Consider the following 17,961-nt stretch of genomic DNA (forward strand, 5'->3'; position numbering starts at 1 on the left):
CCGAGCCGGCCCCCGCCCCGCGGCGCGTCGCGCCCTCCGCCTGGGCGTGAGCTGTCACGGCGCCCGCCGCCAGGATGGCGCCTGCCGCCAAAATGGCGGCCGCGCTGGCCAGCGTCCGGCCGACGCGCCGGGCGCCGCCGACGAGCCTTCGCGCGCGGCCCCGGACCCGGTCCGTCGTCGTCCTCATGCCACGCCTGCCCGTCACGAGATTTCGGCCGATCAGGGCCCGATACTGCCAAGCCCACATCGAACTCATCAAGGGCTAAACAGCAGGAAAACGCTCGGCTCTAGGTTCGGCACCCTCGACACAGTGAATCTGCACCGTTCGTACCGCAGGCACTCGGCGGAGCATCCGAGTGCACGGGCTCCTTCGAAAGGCACAATCAGGAGCGCTCTTTCTCCTGCGGTTGTCGTTCTTTGACGAGCGAGCCCGTGGCGCGGTGGTCAGGGTCAATGCGTCAGGTTCAAGGGAGCGTATGCGGTTTCTCACACAGTGCATCGCGCAACATCTCGAACTCAAAAATCAAACGTTCCAGCATGCAATCCAAATAGACGGCGTTGTCGGGGTCCATGCTTGCTGGTATCGGCGCGCGCAGCACGGACACAGGCAGTCCCGGCTGCACTGCAGCCAGCTCGGACAGAGCGGCGACGAACGCGGTGCGGAAGTGCTTCAGACCCGACCACGGTTGCGCAAGCGCAGGTGCTGCGTTCATCAGTGCGTTGAGCGTCCGCATGAGCCGTTGCAGAGCTGTGGAGGCACGCAGGCTCGCCACCATGAGACCCGGCTTGCTGCCGACCTCGGCCAGGGTGCGCTGCAGGACTGATTGCAGATCCGTGGTGTCGCTCCCCGCCCGGCGGCGCGCCTCGGCAACGGCCGCCAACTCCCGGTTGCCTTCCAGCGCGCCCAGTACCTGGTCGGCGTAGGCTCCCACGGAGACCAGCGAGGCCCGCACCAGCGTGGGGAGCGTGCGGCTCTCGAACGTCGGCCACAGGAGGTGGCCTCCCACCAGGGCGAGGAGCGCTCCGATCGCCGTCGCGGCCAGACGCAACAGGCCCAGATCCTGTTTCAAACCTGGCGTCAGAATATGCTCAAACGGGATGAGGCCGACGGAGAGGAAGAAGATGGCGAGGCTGTAGTTGAAGGGGAGCACCGCCATCATGCAGAAGAAGGCGACACTCACCAGGGCGAGCTGCAGCGCGGGTGACGGCAGCAGCGGCATGAGCGTCATGCCGACGAGGATGCCCGCCGTCGTGCCGGCGATGCGCTGCACGGCGCGAGCCAGGGTCGTGCCGGCATAGGGCTTCAGCACCACCGTGGCGGTAAGGGGCACCCAGTAGCCGAACGGTTTCGGGAAGGCCCAAAACACCACCACTGCCGCGGCGCATACGACGGCGAAGCGCAGGGCGTGCCGCCCCACGACCGAGTCACGACCGAGACAGCCGACCAGCGGCGCGAACAGCTGCGACAGGCGGGCGAGCGGCGCGGGCTGAGCGAGACTGGAGGGTGGCGCCTCGTCGCCCGCAGCGATGAGGAGGGCGTGATACAACGCGCGACCCATGCGGCGCTCGATCTCGGCGGAGATCGCAGCCTGAACGGGCAGCGATCGCGCTCTCGTGTGAGCGATCTCCGACGCAAGGGCCCGCAGCGACTCCTTCGCGTATCTGCCTTCCAGAGCGGCAGCCAGGGCTGTGGTCGCCTGCCGGAACCGGGAAGGTGGCAGGCAGCCATCCTCCCGCAGCGCCCCCGCAAGGGAGAACAAGCGGTCGGCGATCTCGACGAGCACCAAAGACTGCTGGCCGACCCGGCTCGAGCCCGGTGCCCGGCCCCGGATCTCAGCTGCCGTGCGGCGCGCATCCGCGATGGCAGCGCGCACGCGAGTCTCGGACGAGATCGGTCCCGTCTCCTCATCGGCGGCACAGTAGGTGGTCAACGCGCGGTAGCAGGCCGCAGCTTTCAACCTGACTACGGCGTAAGGTCCGCCGATGCGCAGGGTCAGGGTGAGCACCAAGGTGAGGCCGCCCCCAAGGACAAAGAGCGATCCCATGAACAGAGCGGTGGAGAGCGCGTGGTCCGCGCTCGGCAGGCCGAGCTCCACGTAGGCCCAGGCGACAGGCAGAGCCATGGTGGCGAAGGCGTTGCCGTAGACGCCGAGGAGGCCAGTCAGCACGCCCCAGACCAGCATGCCCGCCACGGCGAGCGGCAGGCTGGCTCCAGCCAGGACACCTGTTGCGAGCGCGAGGCCGCCGAGGAGCGAGCCGATGGCGAGGCGGAGCGGCTGCTGGTGATCGCCATCGTCCATGCAATCCCCGATGGCGAGCAGATAGGCGCCGATGCCGACCCAGGCGAGTGCCGGCAGGTCGAGCAGCCGCGCCAGGATGAGCGGCAGCAGGAGACCGATCATCGTGCGCATCGCCAGCACCCAGCCGAGCCGATGCGGATCGAACACGAGCAGGTCCGACGTCAGCGTGCTCGCTCGCGCCCACCACCTCGCCGTCGCAGAAGGTTCAGGCGGCAGCATGGATCACCCGCCACACGTCCGCGGCGCGCGCCGGCATCTGCAGCGAACGCGCGGCGGCATAGGCCGAGAGCGCGTCGGCGACGGCGTTCATAACCGCCGGTGGGGCGGCGCTCGCACCGGCCTCGCCACAGGCTTTGGCTCCGAACACGTTGGTGCGCGAGGACAGGCCGTTGTTGATCCAGAGAATGTCGGGCACTGCCGCGGCGCGAGGCACGGCGTAGTCCAGCAGGGAGCCCGTGAGGAGTTGCCCCGTGACGGCATCGTACACGGCATGTTCCGAGAGCGCCTGGCCGAGACCCTGCGCCACGCCGCCTTGGACTTGGCCACGCACAGCTGCCTCGTTCAGGACTTCGCCGAAGTCGTCCACGGCCGTGTACCGAACGACCTCGATCTCGCCCGTGTCCGGATCGATTTCCACCTCGCAGGCGTGACAGCCGTTCGCGCAGCTTCCATGCTTGAGGATGCCGCGCGACTCGCCGTCGAGAGAACGGGGGAAGGCCGAGGCAACCTCGGCGACGCTCATGACGCGATTGGACCCGCGCAGCACGAACAACCCACGCTCGAACTGGATCTCGCCCGAGGCCGCCTTCCATTCGCGCGTCAGCAGTGCGCAGCCCTTAGCGGCGACGTCGGCAACAGCCTGCTCCAGCGCGACCGACGAGGTGAGGAGCGACTTCGAGCCACCGGTCCCGCCGCCTCGGCCGAGAAGGCCGGTATCGCCCTGGCGCACGACCACCTTCTCGGGTGCGAGGCCAAAGCTCCGGGCCGCGTGCAGGATCAGCGGGAGCGCATGGTCTTGTCCGGTGGACTGGGTGCCGACGACGATGTCCAACTCGCCGTGGGGGCCGAACGTCAGCGCCGCGCCCTCCACCGGCAGCCGATCCGGTTCGATCATACGGGCGACAGCGAGGCCGCCGTTCGACTCGAGGTAGTTGGCGAAGCCGAAGCCGCGCAACTTCCCCCTACGCGCGCTCTCCGCGCGGCGCAGCGGGAAACTGCCCCGGTCGGCGGCTCGCAGGCAGCGCCGCTGATTGTCCGCGAACTGCCCACCGTCGATGACGAGTCCCGTGACCGCCGTGAGGCGTTCCGCCTGCGCCTCCGGAAGGTTGCGGGCCCGTAGCGCGGCGGGATCGAGGCCGAGTTCGGCGGCCGCGCGGTCGATAACTCGCTCGAGCACGTAGTTCGCCTCGGGCCGCCCCGCGCCGCGATAGGCGTCGACCGGCACGGTGTTCGTGAAGATGCCGCGCACGCTGATGGCGATGGCGCGGAAGCGGTAAGCTCCTGCCTGTACCGGCGCGCCCACGCCGGTGGCCGTGAGCGGCGTGTACTGCGACAGGTACGCTCCTAAGTTCACTGTACTCTGCACGGAGAGAGCGAGAAATCGCCCTTCCGCGTCCAACGCGAGAGCCGCCTCGGTGTGGTGATCGCGAGCCTGAGTGTCGGACAGGAAGGCCTCAGTTCGCGTCGATGTCCAGCGCACCGGCCGCCCCGTGATGCGAGCTGCAGCAAGGACCAGCGCCTGCTCGGGATAGGCGAAGATCTTGCTGCCGAACCCCCCTCCCACATGGGGGGTCACCACCCGCAGCTTCTCAGCGGGTAGGTCAAAAGCCTTGGCCAAGACGCGGCGGACGAAGTGGACGCCCTGGGTGTTGCTCACCAGGGTGTACTCGTCCGCGGCGGAATCGTAGACGCCCAGTGCCGCCCGTGGCTCGACAGGGACGGCGACGACCCGCGGGCTGCGGAGTGTGATCCGAGCGACGTGCGCGGCTTGCGCGAGCAGGTGGCTGCAGGCGTCCTCGTCGCCGAACTGCCAGTCGAAGCAGACGTTGTCGGGGGCTTCCGGCCAAATCGGCACCGCTCTCTTGCCCGGCTCGGCCACCGCGGGAAGAACCTCGTAGTCGACCTGCACGAGCTCCGCTGCAGCCGCGGCCTCGAGGAGCGTCCCGGCGACCACGAAGGCAACGCCATCACCGACGTGGCGCACCCTGTCGATGGCCAGGATGGCGCGATCCGCCTCGACGCGAGGCGTGCCGTCGCGCGAGGTCAGGGGCATCACGCAGCCGAGTGGCTGGACCATGCCGGCGACGTCTGCTCCGGTCAGAACTGCGAGCACGCCCGAGACGCGGCGTGCCCGCGCCGTGTCGATGCTGCGGATCCGGGCGTGAGCATGGGGCGAGCGCAGCACGTAGCCGTGGGCCTGGCCTTCGAGCCGGATATCGTCCACGTAGCGTCCGGCGCCCTGTAGGAACGCGTCCTCGTCGCGGGCGTGAGCGGTGAGGTCCGAGTGCCAGAACGTCATGATGCACCTCAGGGTCGGTAGGGATCCGGTGCGGCGCCATCGTCCGGAGTGGCAACCGGTACTGGCCCTTGCGGCGCTGCATGTGACGCACCCGCCGCGCTAGCGCTTCACAGTAGCGCGTTACACATTTAAGTCACGCGTCACCTGGCGCGTCAAGGATGAATTCCGTAGTCTCGGGAGAGAGGCTGCTGCGACGCAGACGGCCTCGGGAGAGCGGCGGCGCCATGGATCAGAACTTGCGGCAACGGGTGCTCGAGCAGGTGCGCGCGGAGATCATCTCCGGGCAGAGCGGCCCCGGCACCATGTACTCGGTGCCGAGCCTGGCAGTGAGTCTCGGCGTCTCAACGACGCCGGTCCGCGAAGCCTTGCTGGAACTCTCGCGCAACGGCCTGATCGACCCCGTGCGTAATCGCGGCTTCAAGGTGGTGGAACCCAGCTTGAGTGAATTGCGGAACTTGTTCGATTTGCGGGAGGTGCTGGAGGTGCACGCCGCGCGGCTGGTCGCCGCCCGCCCGAAGCGCGACCTCAGGGTTCACTACCCACTGGCCGACGCCATCGCGCGGGCGGTGGAGAACGAGGATGTGAAAGGCTACCTGGAAGCCGACCGGCGCTTTCACCGCGCATTCACCGCGGAGGCGAAGAACGAGCTGCTCACGGAGACGGTCATGGGCCTCAGGGACAAGATGCGTCTCTACGGCATCTCGTCGCGCGCCGGCTTCGAGCGGCAGAAGGGGTCGGTTGCCGAACATTACCAGCTCCTTGATCTCACCACTGCGGGCGAAGCTGAGGCGGTCGCGGACCTGCTCCGCCGGCATATTCGGTCCTGGGAGCCCATCTTCGTGGAAGCCCTGAGCAGATCGCGCCGTGACGGTATCCGCCAGCCGATTGTGCGATAAGAGCAATCTAGTCAACAACGTATTATCTTGCTGTCCTAGTATTGGCAAGTTAGGTCAGACTTATAAATCGCATCTATTTAAGTTTTTTCACACCAGCGGCTTGTAATATGGATTTATAAATTGCATGTCAAGTGTCTGAAGTCTACGCGGTGGATCGCTTTCATCCATCGCGTTTCTAGAGAATCCACAGGTCAGGGTGCGAGCCGTCCCAGCGTGCGAAGCTAATCTTCCGAAGTAAGAGCGCTCGCTTCTGAGCGCGCAGCGCACTCAGAAGCCAGGCCATTTCCAGGAGCAAGCCCATGATCACCTTGTACTCTTATCCGGGTCTGTTCGGTGTCGCGGACAATAACGGGTATGGGCTGAAGGTCTTTGCCTTCCTCAGACTGGCAGGGTTGCCTTTCGTGCACAAGCACATCGTGGATGCGTCGGGGGCGCCACGCGGGCAACTTCCCTACATCGTCGACGACGGTGAAACGGTCGGCGACAGCGACACCATTATCTCGTACCTCGCTCGCCGATACTGTCTTACCCTCGATGGCGGCCTGACCACCGCCCAGCGCGACATGGGTCTTCTCATCACCCGCATGCTCGACGACTTGTACTGGGTCATGTCTTATTCCCGCTGGAAGGATGAGCAGTTCTGGCCTGCCTTCCGCGATGCATTGCAGCGAGAGCATCCTGAGCTGTCGGATGAACAGCTAAGCAAGGCACGCGACTTCAATGCCCAGCGTTATCACTACCAAGGTATAGGCCGTTATACGCCAGCTGACGTCTACGCACGTGGGATTGACGATCTTCAGGTTCTTGCGAACTTCATTCCTCAAGCTGGCTTCGTGTTCGGTGAAACTCCGACCAGTTTTGATGCTGCAGTTTATGGCTTCATAGCAAATATTTATTTCTATCAGATAGAAACTCCTCTGAAAAAATTTGTGTCATCGTGCACAAACCTCACAAACCATTGCCGCGAGATCCACCAAATTGTGGACGCTCGAGACGTTTCCAGTTCGTCAGCGTAAATGCCGGTTGAATAGAAAGCTCCCCTGATCGCTGATGGCGGTTCTTCGAACAGATTTTCAGCGAAGGCGTGAGATTTGAGCAGCCTCAGCAATCGGAATGTCGCCCTCGGTTCTTTTCGCCAGGGCAGAAAACACCTCCTGATTGGCCGTGCTGTCTTGTACCGCTTTCGCATGCTCCACAATCACTTTCCTTCAGCGACGACTGGCGTGGTTCAAGATGGCTTGATAGACCACGTAGCTGGTGGCCGTGGCGCATTCTCCTTCCGCCATCCGCCTGCGTCAGTTCATTATGAGTATACCCTTCCTGAACGAGGCTGAAGCTGGTTCAGGAAGGCGGTATTTCAGGGCCAAAGTGAACCGTGAAGATGTGAACCATCCAAAGTGGACCGCTGCGATCCTCTGGTGACGTGATCGGTTGCTTGCGCCTTCACTCCTCGTCGTCCAGCCATCCTGGCGCAGCGTCGAGCTCATCCGTGAGCTCAGGCACGGCTTCACTGGGTTGTAGCAGCCCGGTCTCCTCCAGCGCCTCGATGTCCGGCAGCTCGCGCAGGGAGCCGAGGCCGAACCGCGCCAGGAACGCCGGCGTGGTCACGTAGGTCAAGGGCGCTCCCGGTGCCGGCGATCGCGGGCCCGCTCGCACCAGATCCAGCCGCTTGAGACGAGCGATCACGTCGCGGCTCACCTCGCGGCCGGGCAGCCGCGACATCTCCTGCCGGGTCACCGGCGGCAGGTTAGGCGATCGCCGTCACCACCAGGTGCTCGCCCGGCGTGAGCGCACCCTCCGCTTCCTCCGGCACCACCCGCGAGGCCCGGGCCATGCGGGCAGTGGACCCCGCGGCGGCGCTTTGTCACCCGATATACGGCTGAAACCGCCCCAGGTGCCGGGCGCCGCGCGTGTTCGGTAAGTCCCGTTTATCGGACACGATCGGATACGCCTTGCCTCACCGAGGGCCGCCGTCGCAAACGCCCCTCGCGGCCCTCCGACGGCCTTGAGCCCGCGTGTGCGACCCCGCTTCGCCCCAGTTTCGGTCTGTGAGAGTAGGTGTCCGCAAACGAAGTGATCGCCCGGGATTGAATGCATGAGTACCCGCCATCACGAGCTCGACCAGGAGCTCGCTTGGAGGGCGCGTATCGGGGTCAGCACCGGGCCGCATGACACAATGAGTAGGAGCATGCGCCTGCAACCGGATGCCGACTTCGAACAAGCTCCGCGAGGTCGGTGGTCCGCGGCGTTCCAGCAAACATGGGTCGCTGGGCACCGGTGAACTCCGCCTCGGCTCGCAGGTGTTCTCGCCCACGCGCCGGGTGGGCAAACGGCTCCCGACCACGTGCGTGTTCCCGATCACGCCGACCAGGAGTCTCGCCGTCGTGCCAAGCCGCATCTCACGGCGTTGCAGGTACGGGCGGAGGGTACCTCGCTTCGCATGCGGTGCTCGCGTGCCCTCGCGGCAATGCCGACGTTCCTTCCAGCGTGCCCGAAAGGGGCTGGAACCCATGACGCGCAAACCCGGTGCGCCTCCGCCGATGCGCTGCCCTTGCACAGTCGCGCGGCTGGTGCCCCGCTCTCACGCGACCGTCGCGGCGGCGTCCACCGTCCAGGCCGCGCCGTTGACGTGCGCGGCGTCGCCCGACAGCAGGAACGCCACCACGCCCGCCACGTCCTCGGGCCGCCCGTATGGCGCCGCACCGGCCCGACGTAGGCCCTCTTCGCCACTCGCCTGAACCTGAGCGTCGAGCGACCGGATCATGCGCGTTTCGATGGGGCCGGGCAGGACTGCATTCACCCGCACTCTCGTGCCGGCTGCATCCAGCGCGGCGGACCGGGTGAGGCCGAGCACCGCGTGCTTGCTGGCAACGTAGCCGGAAAGGCCCGCGCGGCCCCTGATCGCCGAGGTCGACGCCGTGTTGACGATGGCCCCGTGCCGGCGTGGGATCATGCGAGCCAGGACGTGCTTGAGCCCCAGGAACACGCCCCTGACGTTCACCGCCTGAAGGCGGTCAAAGACTTCATCCGGGTAGAGGTGGATCGGTGCGATCACCCCCTCGATGCCGGCATTGTTCGCGAAGGCGGTGATCGGGCCGAGGCGCGTCTCCGCCGCCTCGACCGAGCGGGCGACGTCCTCGCTCACCGATACATCAGCACGGATGAAGAGGCCGCGCCGGCCGAGTCCCTCGATCATCTCCGCCGTCTCGGTCCCGAGGCGCTCATCTATGTCGACGACCGCCACGTCGTGGGCCGCCGCGAGCCTCAGCGCGATCGCCCGGCCGATCTCCCCGCCGGCTCCCGTGACCAGAGCGACGCTCATGCCCACACCTCCCAGTACCCGCGGGATCTCATGATGGCCTGCATCCCGCGGAACGAGGGATTCGCGGCGGATCCTCCGCGCCGCGGGACCAGTGCGTCAGCGCGAGCCGGTCACGAACGGGCAGTTGCTCTCGCCCATCGGCCGGAAAGCCTCCTCGGGCGGGATGGTCCGGACCAACTTGTAGTAGTCCCAAGGTCCCTTCGAGTCCGACGTGGTCTTCGTCTCGAAGAGGTACATGCTATGCAGCTTGCGTCCATCGGCGCGGATCGAGCCCTTGCCGAACACCATGTCGTCCGTGGGGAGGCTCTTCGCCACCTCGACCACGCGCTTGCCATCGGTCTTCGTTCCGGCTTTCTCGACGGCTTTGAGGTAGTGGAGCGTGGCCGAATACGCCCCAGCCTGGAGCTGCGTCGGCATGCGGCCGCTGCTGCGCTCAGCGAAGCGCTTGGCGAAGGTGCGCGTGCCGTCGTTCAGATCCCAGTAGTAGGCCGCCGTGAATTGCAGCCCCTGCGCGACTTTCAGGCCGAGGGAGTGCACGTCAGTGATGTAGAGTACCATCGCGGCGATCTTCTGGCCGCCCTGCGCGATCCCGAACTCGGAGGCCTGCTTGATCGCGTTGATGGTGTCGCCGCCGGCGTTGACGAGGCCGACGACCTTGGCCTTGGACGCCTGCGCCTGGAGCAGGAAGGACGAGAAGTCCGGAGTATTCAGCGGCGTCCGAGCGCTCCCGACGACCTTCGCGCCAGTCGCCGCGAGGATTTTACGGATGTCGGCTTCCATCGTGTGGCCGAACGCGTAGTCCGCCGTCAGCAGATACCAGGTGTCTCCGCCGGAGGCGACCACGGCTCGGCTCGTGCCTGTCGCGAGCGCATAGGTGTCGTAAGTCCAGTGAATGCTGTTCAGGGAGCAGTTCTTGCCCGTGAAATCGGACGATGACGCACCCGAGTTCATGAACACTTTGTTCTTCTGCCGCGCCAGCTCGACCACGCTCAAGGCGACGGCGGAGTTAGGGACGTCCACGACGGCGTCGACCCCGCCCTGATCGAACCATTCCCGCGTGATGACTGAGCCAACGTCAGGCTTGTTCTGGTGGTCGGCCGAGACGACCTCGGCCTTCACGGTGCCGCCTGCGGCCTTGTAATCCTCGATCGCCATGCGCGTGGCGAGAACCGAGCCCGTCCCATTCGTGTCCGCGTACAGGCTTGAGAGATCGGTGAGCACACCGATCTTCACGGAAAGGGTTTCCGACTGCCCTGACGCGGCGCCGGCCGTCAGCGCGACCATGAGCGTGAGCGCGGTGCTCACGCCCAGCGCGCGCAGCGATGCCCTGATAGCCATTCCTCCCGACCTCCCTTGCTGAGTGGCTCCGAGCCGCATGGCGGCAGTTGACTGCCTTCGCACATTTGTACCATGGTAACAATATCCATGGGAGGCAAGGCGTGCCGGACATCGTTGTAGAAAGAAAAGGAACGGTCGCAGTCGTGACCATCAACCGGCCCCGTCGGCGGAACGCGATCGGCGTGCAGCTCGTGCAGGACCTGTCGCGCGAGCTCTCGCACCTGGATGATGATGCGGACGCGCACGCCATTGTCCTGACTGGGACGGCCCCGGGCTTCTGCGCCGGGAGCGACCTCAAGGAACTTGCCGAAACCGATCTCGCCGGCATGTGCGTACACGAGGCACACACCGCGGCTCTGGCGCGCTCGATCGCCTTCCTGAGCACGCCCGTGGTCGCCGCCGTGGACGGGTTCGCGCTTGGCGGCGGCTTCGTGCTGGCGATCTCCTGCGACGTTGTCGTGACGAGCGCCGAGGCCCGCTGGCACCTGCCGGAAGTCACGATCGGATGGATCCCGCCCTGGGGCCTCCAGGCGGTCGTCGCCCGCGTCGGGCCGGTTGCGGCGCGCCGGCTGACCTGGGGTGCCGAGGCGTTCGATGGTCGCGAAGCGCACCGCCTGGGCATCGCGGACCATCTCGCGGCCGCGGGCGAGACCGCACTCGAGGCCGCCCTGCGGCAGGCGGAACTCCTCGCGGCGCTCCCGCCGCCGGCCGTTGCCTCGACGAAGCAGTTCTATGCCCCCCTCGTGGCCGGCACCGCCGAAGCTTCAGACGTCTGGGCGAACCGCCTGTTCGCGGCCGATTGCGGCCATCCGGTCGCGCAAGGAACGCTTCGGCGCTTCGGAGTGAAGGCATGACCAAGCGCATCACTGCCACGGAGGCCGCAGGCCTGGTCCGTCCAGGCGACACCGTCGCGAGCGTCGGCGTGATCGGGTGGATCACGCCGGACGCCCTGCTGCGGGCCCTGGGCGAGCGTTTTCGTCGGGACGGCCAGCCGGGCGGCCTCACGTTCTACTTCCCCTGCGGAACCGGCGACTCCATCGACATCCGTGGGATGGATCACGTCGCCGTCGAAGGCCTGATGAAGCGGATCGTGTCGGGGTCCTACGTGAACCCGCTCCACCCCGTGAAACGGACCCGGCCCGAGCTGATGCGGCTCATCCGGGAGAACCGCGTCGAAGCCTATAGCTGGCCGATCGGCGCGAGCATGCACTGGCTGCGGGAGGTGGCGCGCAAGAGCCCCGGCTACATGACCGAAATCGGTCTAGGGACCTACGCCGATCCGCGTCAGCAGGGCGGCAAGTTCACGGACCGCGCCACCGAGGATCTCATCGAGTTGATCGAGTTTCGAGGTAAAGAATATCTGTTCTATCCGACCTTCCCGCTGAACGTCGGCTTCATCCGAGCCTCGTCGGCCGACGCGTTCGGCAACTTGTCCTACGAGGACGAGGCCCTGATGTCCTCCAACACGGCACTCGCGCTCGCCGTGAAGGCGTCAGGAGGTATCGTGGTGGCGCAGGTCAAGCGCGAGGTGGAGCGGCACTCGCGGCCTGCCCATTTCGTGCGCGTGCCCGGCGCGCTCGTCGACCACTACGTCGTCGAGCCCGAACAGATGGCGGGCACTGACAACCCGTTCGATCCGATCTACCTCGGCGGGACGCGGGCAGCGCCCTCGCTCCTCCCTCGGCTGCCGCTCGGTCCCGACAAGGTCATCGCGCGGCGCGCGGCCGCAGAGGTTCGTTCCGGCCGCACCAGCATCTTCGGCTTCGGCGCCTCATCGGACGCACCCCTCGTCATGGCCGAGGCTGGCCTGTTCGATGACGGCCGGATCGACGATTACCAGTTCACCACCGAACACGGCCCCTTCGGCGGCGTCGTGATGAGCGGATGGCAGTTCTCCGCCAACATGGGACCGGAGGCGTTGCTCGACGGGCTCCAGCAATTCGACTTTATCGATGGCGGCAACTGTCCCTTCGCGGCGCTCGCCTTCGCGCAGTTCGACCAGGAAGGGCACGTCAACGTCAGCCGGTTCGGCGCGAGCAATCCTGGCGCGGGCGGGTTCATCGACATCGCGCAGAACGCGCAGGAGCTCCTCTTCACCGGGACCTTCACAACCGGGGGCCTCGCCTGCACGATGACGGAGGGGGGCTTGAGGATCGCCAAGGAGGGATCGGTGCGCAAGCTCGTGGCGCGGGCCGACCAGGTGACCTACCCGGTCCGCACCGGCGTGGCCGAGCGCGGGCAATCAGCGCTCGTCATCACTGAGCGCGCCGTTTTCCGGGTCGAGCCCCAGGGGCTCGCCCTCATCGAGATCGCGCGCGGCGTCGACGTCCGGCGCGACATCCTCGACCAGATGGAATTCGCGCCGCACCGGATCGCCGACCCGCTCCCCTTCATGGATGCAGCGCTCTTCGCTGGTTGAGCGGCAGGCACCCGCCAGGCGCCCGATCAACGCTTGTCCATCATCGCGGGAATGGGCGGACGCGTCTCCGCCCGCATTCCCTCCGGGGTCGTTCCAGGCCCCGCCAAGGTCCGGCAAGGACCGAAGCAGCATGAACCCCGGGAGGATCTCATGGAGGCGAGGGGCATTGGGGCCGTCCTGATGGCGACATGCCACGCGGCTGGTCTCGTGGTCGGTCTCATGGCCGGCATCTCGACCGAGGCCGCACGGGCGGGCGAGAAGGCCGTGCGGGTCGGCGTCCTCACGGACATGAGCGGCATCTACGCCGATTTCGGCGGTCGCGGATCGGTGCTCGCGGCACAGATGGCGGCCGAGGATTTCGGGGGCCGGATCGGCAGCCTCCCGATCGAGATCGTCTCTGCCGATCATCAGAACAAAGCCGATATCGGCTCGGCCCTCGCGCGGCGCTGGTTCGACCAGGAAGGCGTCGACGTGATCGCCGACGTGCCGACCTCCTCGGTCGCGCTCGCCGTGTCGGAGATCGCGCGCGAAAAGAACAAGGTGCTGCTTGTCTCGGGTGCTGGCACCTCGGACCTGACTGGCAAGAATTGCTCGCCGAACACGGTTCACTGGACCTACGACACCTGGGCGCTCGCGAACTCCACCGGCGGCGCCCTGACCAAAGCGGGCTTCGATACCTGGTACTTCATCACGGTCGACTACTCGTTCGGTTATGCGCTGGAGCGGGACGCGAGCGACTCGCTGACGGCGGCCGGAGGCCGGATCCTCGGCAAGGTGCGCCATCCCGTCGGCACGGGCGATTTCTCGTCCTTCCTGCTCCAGGCTCAAGGCTCGCGCGCCAAGGTGGTCGCCTTCGGCAATGCCGGTTCCGACACGATCAACGGCGTCAAACAGGCGGCGGAGTTCGGGCTCGTCCAAGGCGGCCAGAAGCTCGCCAGCATGCTGATCACCCTGAGCGACATCCATTCACTCGGCCTCAAGGTGGCGCAGGGGCTGGTGCTGACGGAGGCCTTCTACTGGGATCTCAACCCGGGCACCCGCGGCTTCGCCAAGCGCTTCGCTGAGCGCAACAACGGCGTGTACCCGAACATGGTTCATGCCGGCGTCTACGGGGCTGTGACGCACTACCTCAAGGCGCGGGCGGCAGCGGCCACGGACGATGGCACCGCCATCGTCCGCCAGATGAAGCACATGGCGACCGGCGACCCGCTCTTCGGCAAGGGCGAAGTGCGCGGGGACGGCCGGGTGACGCACGATCTCTACCTCTTCGAGGTCAAGGCGCCGGCCGAGAGCAAGGGGCCTTACGACTACTACAGGCTCCTGCGCACCGTCCCGGCGGCCGACGCGTTCCGGCCGCTCGAAGGAGGCGGCTGCGCCCTCGTCAACTAGAGCAGCATGCGATCACGCTGCAATCGGCTGCTGCTCTAGGTTTTTGATACTGCCGCATTGTCTGCGGCGAACCGGTGTCCACTGCGCCGGAAAATGCTCTAAGCAGGTCCGCGCCAAGTGCCCTGCGGCTAAACCTCGGAACGCCTGCGGCACATCAGAGACACGAGCCGGCGAAGCGGTGGCACGCCGGCACCAGGGAGCGCTCGAGAGCCTTGTCCGACGACGTGGGCACCTGTTCGTCGCGGACCAAGTGATACAAGGACTGGGAGCCGTGGCCGTTTCGTATGAAGCGTGCGCGGCTCCCGAGCCGGTCCGAGAAACGGGATCGCTGTCCCCCGTCTGGACACGCGGCAAGACAAAAGACTTCGGGGTCCATCGGGTGCTTCGCTCCGCCTCCCTGAGACTCTGGAGCGCATCGAACGGGAGTTGCACGTGCCACACTTGCGCGACGAACGCAGCCAGATCCTCCTCGACACCGACGTGCTCGTCGTCGGCGGCGGCGCATCGGGCGTGGCCGCGGCGGTGACGGCGGCCCGACAGGGGGCCCGGGTCACTCTGCTCGAGCGCTACGGCTTCTGCGGCGGGGGGGCAGTGGCAGGGCTCTCCGGCACGGTCTGCGGCATGTACGCCGCCACCGAGGATCGCGCCGCCCCGCCCCGACAAGTGGTCCACGGCTTTCTCGACGACTTCGTGGCGGCGATGGAGGCGCGCGGCGGCCTTGCCGCGCCGGTGCGCTACGGCAAGACCTACACCCGGGTCCACGATCCGCTGGTGTGGCGCGAGGCCGCCGACGCACTCCTGGCGGAAGCGGGCGTCCAGGTGCTCTACCACACAGTCGTGGTCGGGGCATTGGTGGAGGGAGACGAGCGCGTCGAGGGCGTCGTCGCCTACACCAAACAGGGCTCGGCTCACATCCGCGCCAAGGTGACGGTCGACGCGAGCGGGGACGCCGACGTCGTGGCGATGGCGGGGCTTCCCTCGTTCATCGGCCACGAGGGTCATGTCCAGAACCCGACGATGATCTTCCGGCTCATGGGCGTCGACACGGCACGGTTCCTGGGCGCCTACGGCACCGACACGATCATGGGCGAGGCGGTCTCCGCCCTCATTCGCCAGAAGGGGGCCGGGAACGGCTACATGCTCCCGCGTGCCAAGATCTGGCTCTTCACCACAACCCGCCCTGGCGAACTCCTCTGCAATTGCACCCGCGTCATCGGGGCCGACGGGCGCGAGCTGAACACGCTCTATGCCCGCGATTTCACGGAGGCCGAGATCGAGGGCCGCCGCCAGATGCGGGAGTACGCCCGCTTCTTCCGTGACCACCTCGCGGGCTGCGAGGACAGCTTCGTGAACGACACCGGTGTCCAAGTCGGGGTGCGTCAGACCCGGCAGGCCAGGGGCGTTTCGCTTCTTCGCAACACCGACATCCTGGCTGGCGCGAAGTTCGCCGACGGGATCGCCCGCTCTCCCTGGCCGATCGAGCTCCACGCCGGCGAGAAGCCTCGGGTCGAGTGGCTGCTCGACGACGTCTACGAGGTGCCCTACGGCTGCTTCGTGCCTGAGCGCGGGGAGGGGCTGCTCGTCGCCGGCCGCTGCCTCTCGGCAGAGCACGAGGCCGTCGCCTCCGCCCGGGTCACGGCCCAGTGCTTCAGCTACGGGCACGCCATCGGGCACGCGGCCGCCATCGCGGTGCGCGAGCGCATCCCGCCCCGCGCGATCGCAGGGGCTGACCTGCGCGAGCGGCTGAACCGCGACGGGGCGCGCCTCGATTGATCGCGACGGGCCAGCCGGGCGCCCGGCCGCTGTCGCCGGGCGAGAAATTGGCCTACGACGGGGGCCCGACTCCTGCATGGAGCCGCCCTCCGTTGCCGCCTTCCCGAAGCCCGCTTCCCGTCCGAGCCACCGCCATCGAACCAACCGCCGCGAATGCCGGGATCCGCCTCGGCGACCAAGCCTACACAGCGCTGGAGGAATTGATCGTGACGGCGGCCCTGCCGCCCGGCAGCCTGTGGTCGGAGGCGGCTTTGAGCGAGCGAACCGGGATCGGGCGTACCCCGGTCCGCGAAGCCCTCCAGCGCCTGGCGGCCGACCATCTCGTCGTTCTTCTGCGCCGGCATGGCATCAAGATCACGGAGGTGCAGGTGTCCGAGCAGCTCCTCGTGCTCGACACGCGCCGGGAGCTGGAGCGGCTTGTCTCCGTGTGGGCCGCACGTCGCGCCACGAACATCGAGAAGCAGGCACACATCCGGGGCGCGGTCGAGTTGCGCGAGGCAGGCGAGCGGCGCGACCCGCTCCTCTACCTGCGGGTCCATTTCGCGCTCAAGAAGTTCACCTGCTGCTGCGCCCGCAATCCCTTCGCTGCCCGCGCTCTGTCGCCGCTCCACGCGCTGTCGCGCCGGTTCTTCTACGTCCACCGAGACCGGTTCGGCGACCTCATGGAGGTCGCGCGCGTCCACGCCGACCTCGCCGAAGCCATTGGCCGGGGCGACGAGGACGGCGCCTCGGCTTGCTGCGATGCCATGACGGACTACGCGGTCGCTTTCACGCGCAAGATCATCCTCGAATAACTGGGAGGGGTGCCGATGTCCCACGACCCTGTACCTCCAGCCTCGTCGGGAGGGCTTCTGGGCGAGGCTGCCCTGGCGCTTTGGGGCGGGATCGATCCCGGCCGCGAGGCCGAGTTCAACGATTGGTATACGCACGAGCACCTGCCCGAGCGCATCGCCATCCCGGGCTTCCTGCGGGCGCGCCGCTACGTGGAGAGCGTGCGGGACGCGCGCCTCGCCGGCTGGCGCTACTTCACCCTGTACGAGGTTGCGACCGGGGACGTCCTGCATTCGGCGGCTTACCTGCACGCGCTCAACACTCCGACGCCACGAACGCTGAGCTCCCTGCCGTTGTTTCGCGCCATGAGCCGGATGGGGTGCATGGTCACACACTCCGTCTCCCGCGGGATGGGCGGCGACCTGTTCGCGGCCGAGCTCGGGCCCGAACCAGGCCAAGCGGAGCGCCTGCGCGCCTGGCTCACGAAAACGGTCGCGCCCCGGATGATGGCTCGGTCGGGATCGCTCGCGGTCCATCTCTGCGAGAACGACGAGGGCGCGACGCGAGCGGGCGTCGACGTTGCCTCCTACCGGGACGTGCGGACCGGGACCGGGCGATGGCTCTGGCTCGTCGAGGGCGCCTGGACCGAGCCCGTTGACGCTCTCGACGCGTGCATCGAGGGCCTCTCGGGCCTCACGGCACATGGGGGAGACGAGACGATCGCCCTGGGCATGTTCCGCTTCCTCAGCTCGCTCACGCGGCCGTAGAAGCGTTCCTGCGGCCGGGGAGGATGCGGGTGGGCTTACACTCCAGAGGCCTCAGGAGACGGCCACAGAGACGCGCTTCCAGACAGAGGGTGGCTTCGGTCTTCCTCCTGGCATCTGCCATAGATGGGAAGGGGTTGCCTTGGGACACTCGTGCACTGACGCCCTCATAAGGTACATGGCCCTACGCGAATTCCCGCACGTTCACAGATGGTTGGGGATCAAGGGTGTGCTGCGCTCGTCCGCGTCTGTGCTCTAGAGCACACTTCTTTTACATGGAAGCATAGCCTGCGTTTTTGAGCAGGCTTCGTCTCGGGCTTGATCCCGGTACGACGCGGATCTGGATGTCGAATTGGTTGTGGGCCGGCATTCGACCGGCTCGAGCATCCACATCTGCATCTTGACGTTCTGCGAAAGACCACTGCCCACCTTGAGCGATTAGTGATTGCTCAGCGCTGTACACCAACAATA

14 protein-coding genes are annotated in these 17,961 nt (G+C 66.8%); 8 read left to right on the forward strand and 6 right to left on the reverse strand.

The window, feature by feature from the left end; all coding sequences use genetic code 11:
• From DT057_RS36075 to DT057_RS08855, 3 genes are all read right to left on the reverse strand, one after another.
• Positions 1 to 187, reverse strand: a 187-nt coding sequence (locus DT057_RS36075) for a hypothetical protein (RefSeq protein WP_203236223.1), incomplete at its 3' end; no start/stop codon positions are given.
• Between the two features lie 277 nt (positions 188 to 464).
• On the reverse strand, positions 465 to 2,447 hold the full coding sequence (locus DT057_RS08850; protein WP_162501360.1) for an FUSC family protein: 1,983 nt from the start codon (positions 2,445 to 2,447) through the stop codon (positions 465 to 467).
• A gap of 58 nt (positions 2,448 to 2,505) precedes the next feature.
• Entirely contained in the window at positions 2,506 to 4,818 is a 2,313-nt protein-coding gene (locus DT057_RS08855) for a xanthine dehydrogenase family protein molybdopterin-binding subunit (protein ID WP_128561724.1), read from the reverse strand.
• 224 nt (positions 4,819 to 5,042) lie between these two features.
• Here DT057_RS08855 and DT057_RS08860 point away from each other — a divergent pair, with 224 nt between their 5' ends.
• The gene (locus DT057_RS08860) at positions 5,043 to 5,714 is read left to right on the forward strand and encodes a GntR family transcriptional regulator (protein ID WP_128561725.1); all 672 of its coding nucleotides are present in this window, start codon (positions 5,043 to 5,045) and stop codon (positions 5,712 to 5,714) included.
• A gap of 299 nt (positions 5,715 to 6,013) precedes the next feature.
• On the forward strand, positions 6,014 to 6,730 hold the full coding sequence (locus DT057_RS08865; RefSeq protein ID WP_128561726.1) for a glutathione S-transferase family protein: 717 nt from the start codon (positions 6,014 to 6,016) through the stop codon (positions 6,728 to 6,730).
• 427 nt (positions 6,731 to 7,157) lie between these two features.
• On the opposite strand, the gene DT057_RS08870 is transcribed toward DT057_RS08865, so the two are convergent.
• The 3 genes from DT057_RS08870 to DT057_RS08880 form a co-directional block, all read right to left on the reverse strand.
• On the reverse strand, positions 7,158 to 7,451 hold the full coding sequence (locus DT057_RS08870) for an SMC-Scp complex subunit ScpB (RefSeq protein WP_407068090.1): 294 nt from the start codon (positions 7,449 to 7,451) through the stop codon (positions 7,158 to 7,160).
• Positions 7,452 to 8,295: 844 nt separating this feature from the next.
• Positions 8,296 to 9,036, reverse strand: coding sequence for an SDR family NAD(P)-dependent oxidoreductase (locus DT057_RS08875; RefSeq protein WP_128561728.1), 741 nt, complete (start codon positions 9,034 to 9,036; stop codon positions 8,296 to 8,298).
• A 96-nt stretch (positions 9,037 to 9,132) separates the two neighbouring features.
• The gene (locus DT057_RS08880; protein WP_128561729.1) at positions 9,133 to 10,374 is read right to left on the reverse strand and encodes an ABC transporter substrate-binding protein; all 1,242 of its coding nucleotides are present in this window, start codon (positions 10,372 to 10,374) and stop codon (positions 9,133 to 9,135) included.
• 101 nt (positions 10,375 to 10,475) lie between these two features.
• Between DT057_RS08880 and DT057_RS08885 the strand changes: the two genes are divergently transcribed.
• From DT057_RS08885 to DT057_RS08910, 6 genes are all read left to right on the forward strand, one after another.
• Positions 10,476 to 11,228 (forward strand): enoyl-CoA hydratase/isomerase family protein, encoded by a 753-nt coding sequence (locus DT057_RS08885; protein ID WP_128561730.1) that lies wholly within the window; start codon positions 10,476 to 10,478, stop codon positions 11,226 to 11,228.
• Positions 11,225 to 12,793, forward strand: a complete 1,569-nt coding sequence (locus DT057_RS08890) for an acyl CoA:acetate/3-ketoacid CoA transferase (RefSeq protein ID WP_128561731.1) — start codon at positions 11,225 to 11,227, stop codon at positions 12,791 to 12,793. The genes DT057_RS08885 and DT057_RS08890 overlap by 4 nt, the downstream gene beginning before the upstream one ends.
• A 150-nt stretch (positions 12,794 to 12,943) precedes the next feature.
• Positions 12,944 to 14,182 carry an ABC transporter substrate-binding protein gene (locus tag DT057_RS08895; RefSeq protein WP_128561780.1) on the forward strand — a complete coding sequence of 413 codons (1,239 nt, stop codon included), beginning with the start codon at positions 12,944 to 12,946 and terminating at the stop codon, positions 14,180 to 14,182.
• A 432-nt stretch (positions 14,183 to 14,614) separates the two neighbouring features.
• Positions 14,615 to 15,955 (forward strand): FAD-dependent oxidoreductase, encoded by a 1,341-nt coding sequence (locus DT057_RS08900; protein WP_238313290.1) that lies wholly within the window; start codon positions 14,615 to 14,617, stop codon positions 15,953 to 15,955.
• A gap of 92 nt (positions 15,956 to 16,047) precedes the next feature.
• A complete protein-coding gene (locus tag DT057_RS08905) occupies positions 16,048 to 16,749 on the forward strand; it encodes a GntR family transcriptional regulator (protein ID WP_269153009.1) in 702 nt (233 codons plus the stop codon).
• A 15-nt stretch (positions 16,750 to 16,764) separates the two neighbouring features.
• A complete protein-coding gene (locus DT057_RS08910) occupies positions 16,765 to 17,493 on the forward strand; it encodes a DUF4286 family protein (protein WP_128561732.1) in 729 nt (242 codons plus the stop codon).
• The last annotated feature ends 468 nt before the right edge of the window (positions 17,494 to 17,961 follow it).

The organism is Methylobacterium crusticola (assembly GCF_003574465.1).
GTDB lineage: Bacteria > Pseudomonadota > Alphaproteobacteria > Rhizobiales > Beijerinckiaceae > Methylobacterium > Methylobacterium crusticola.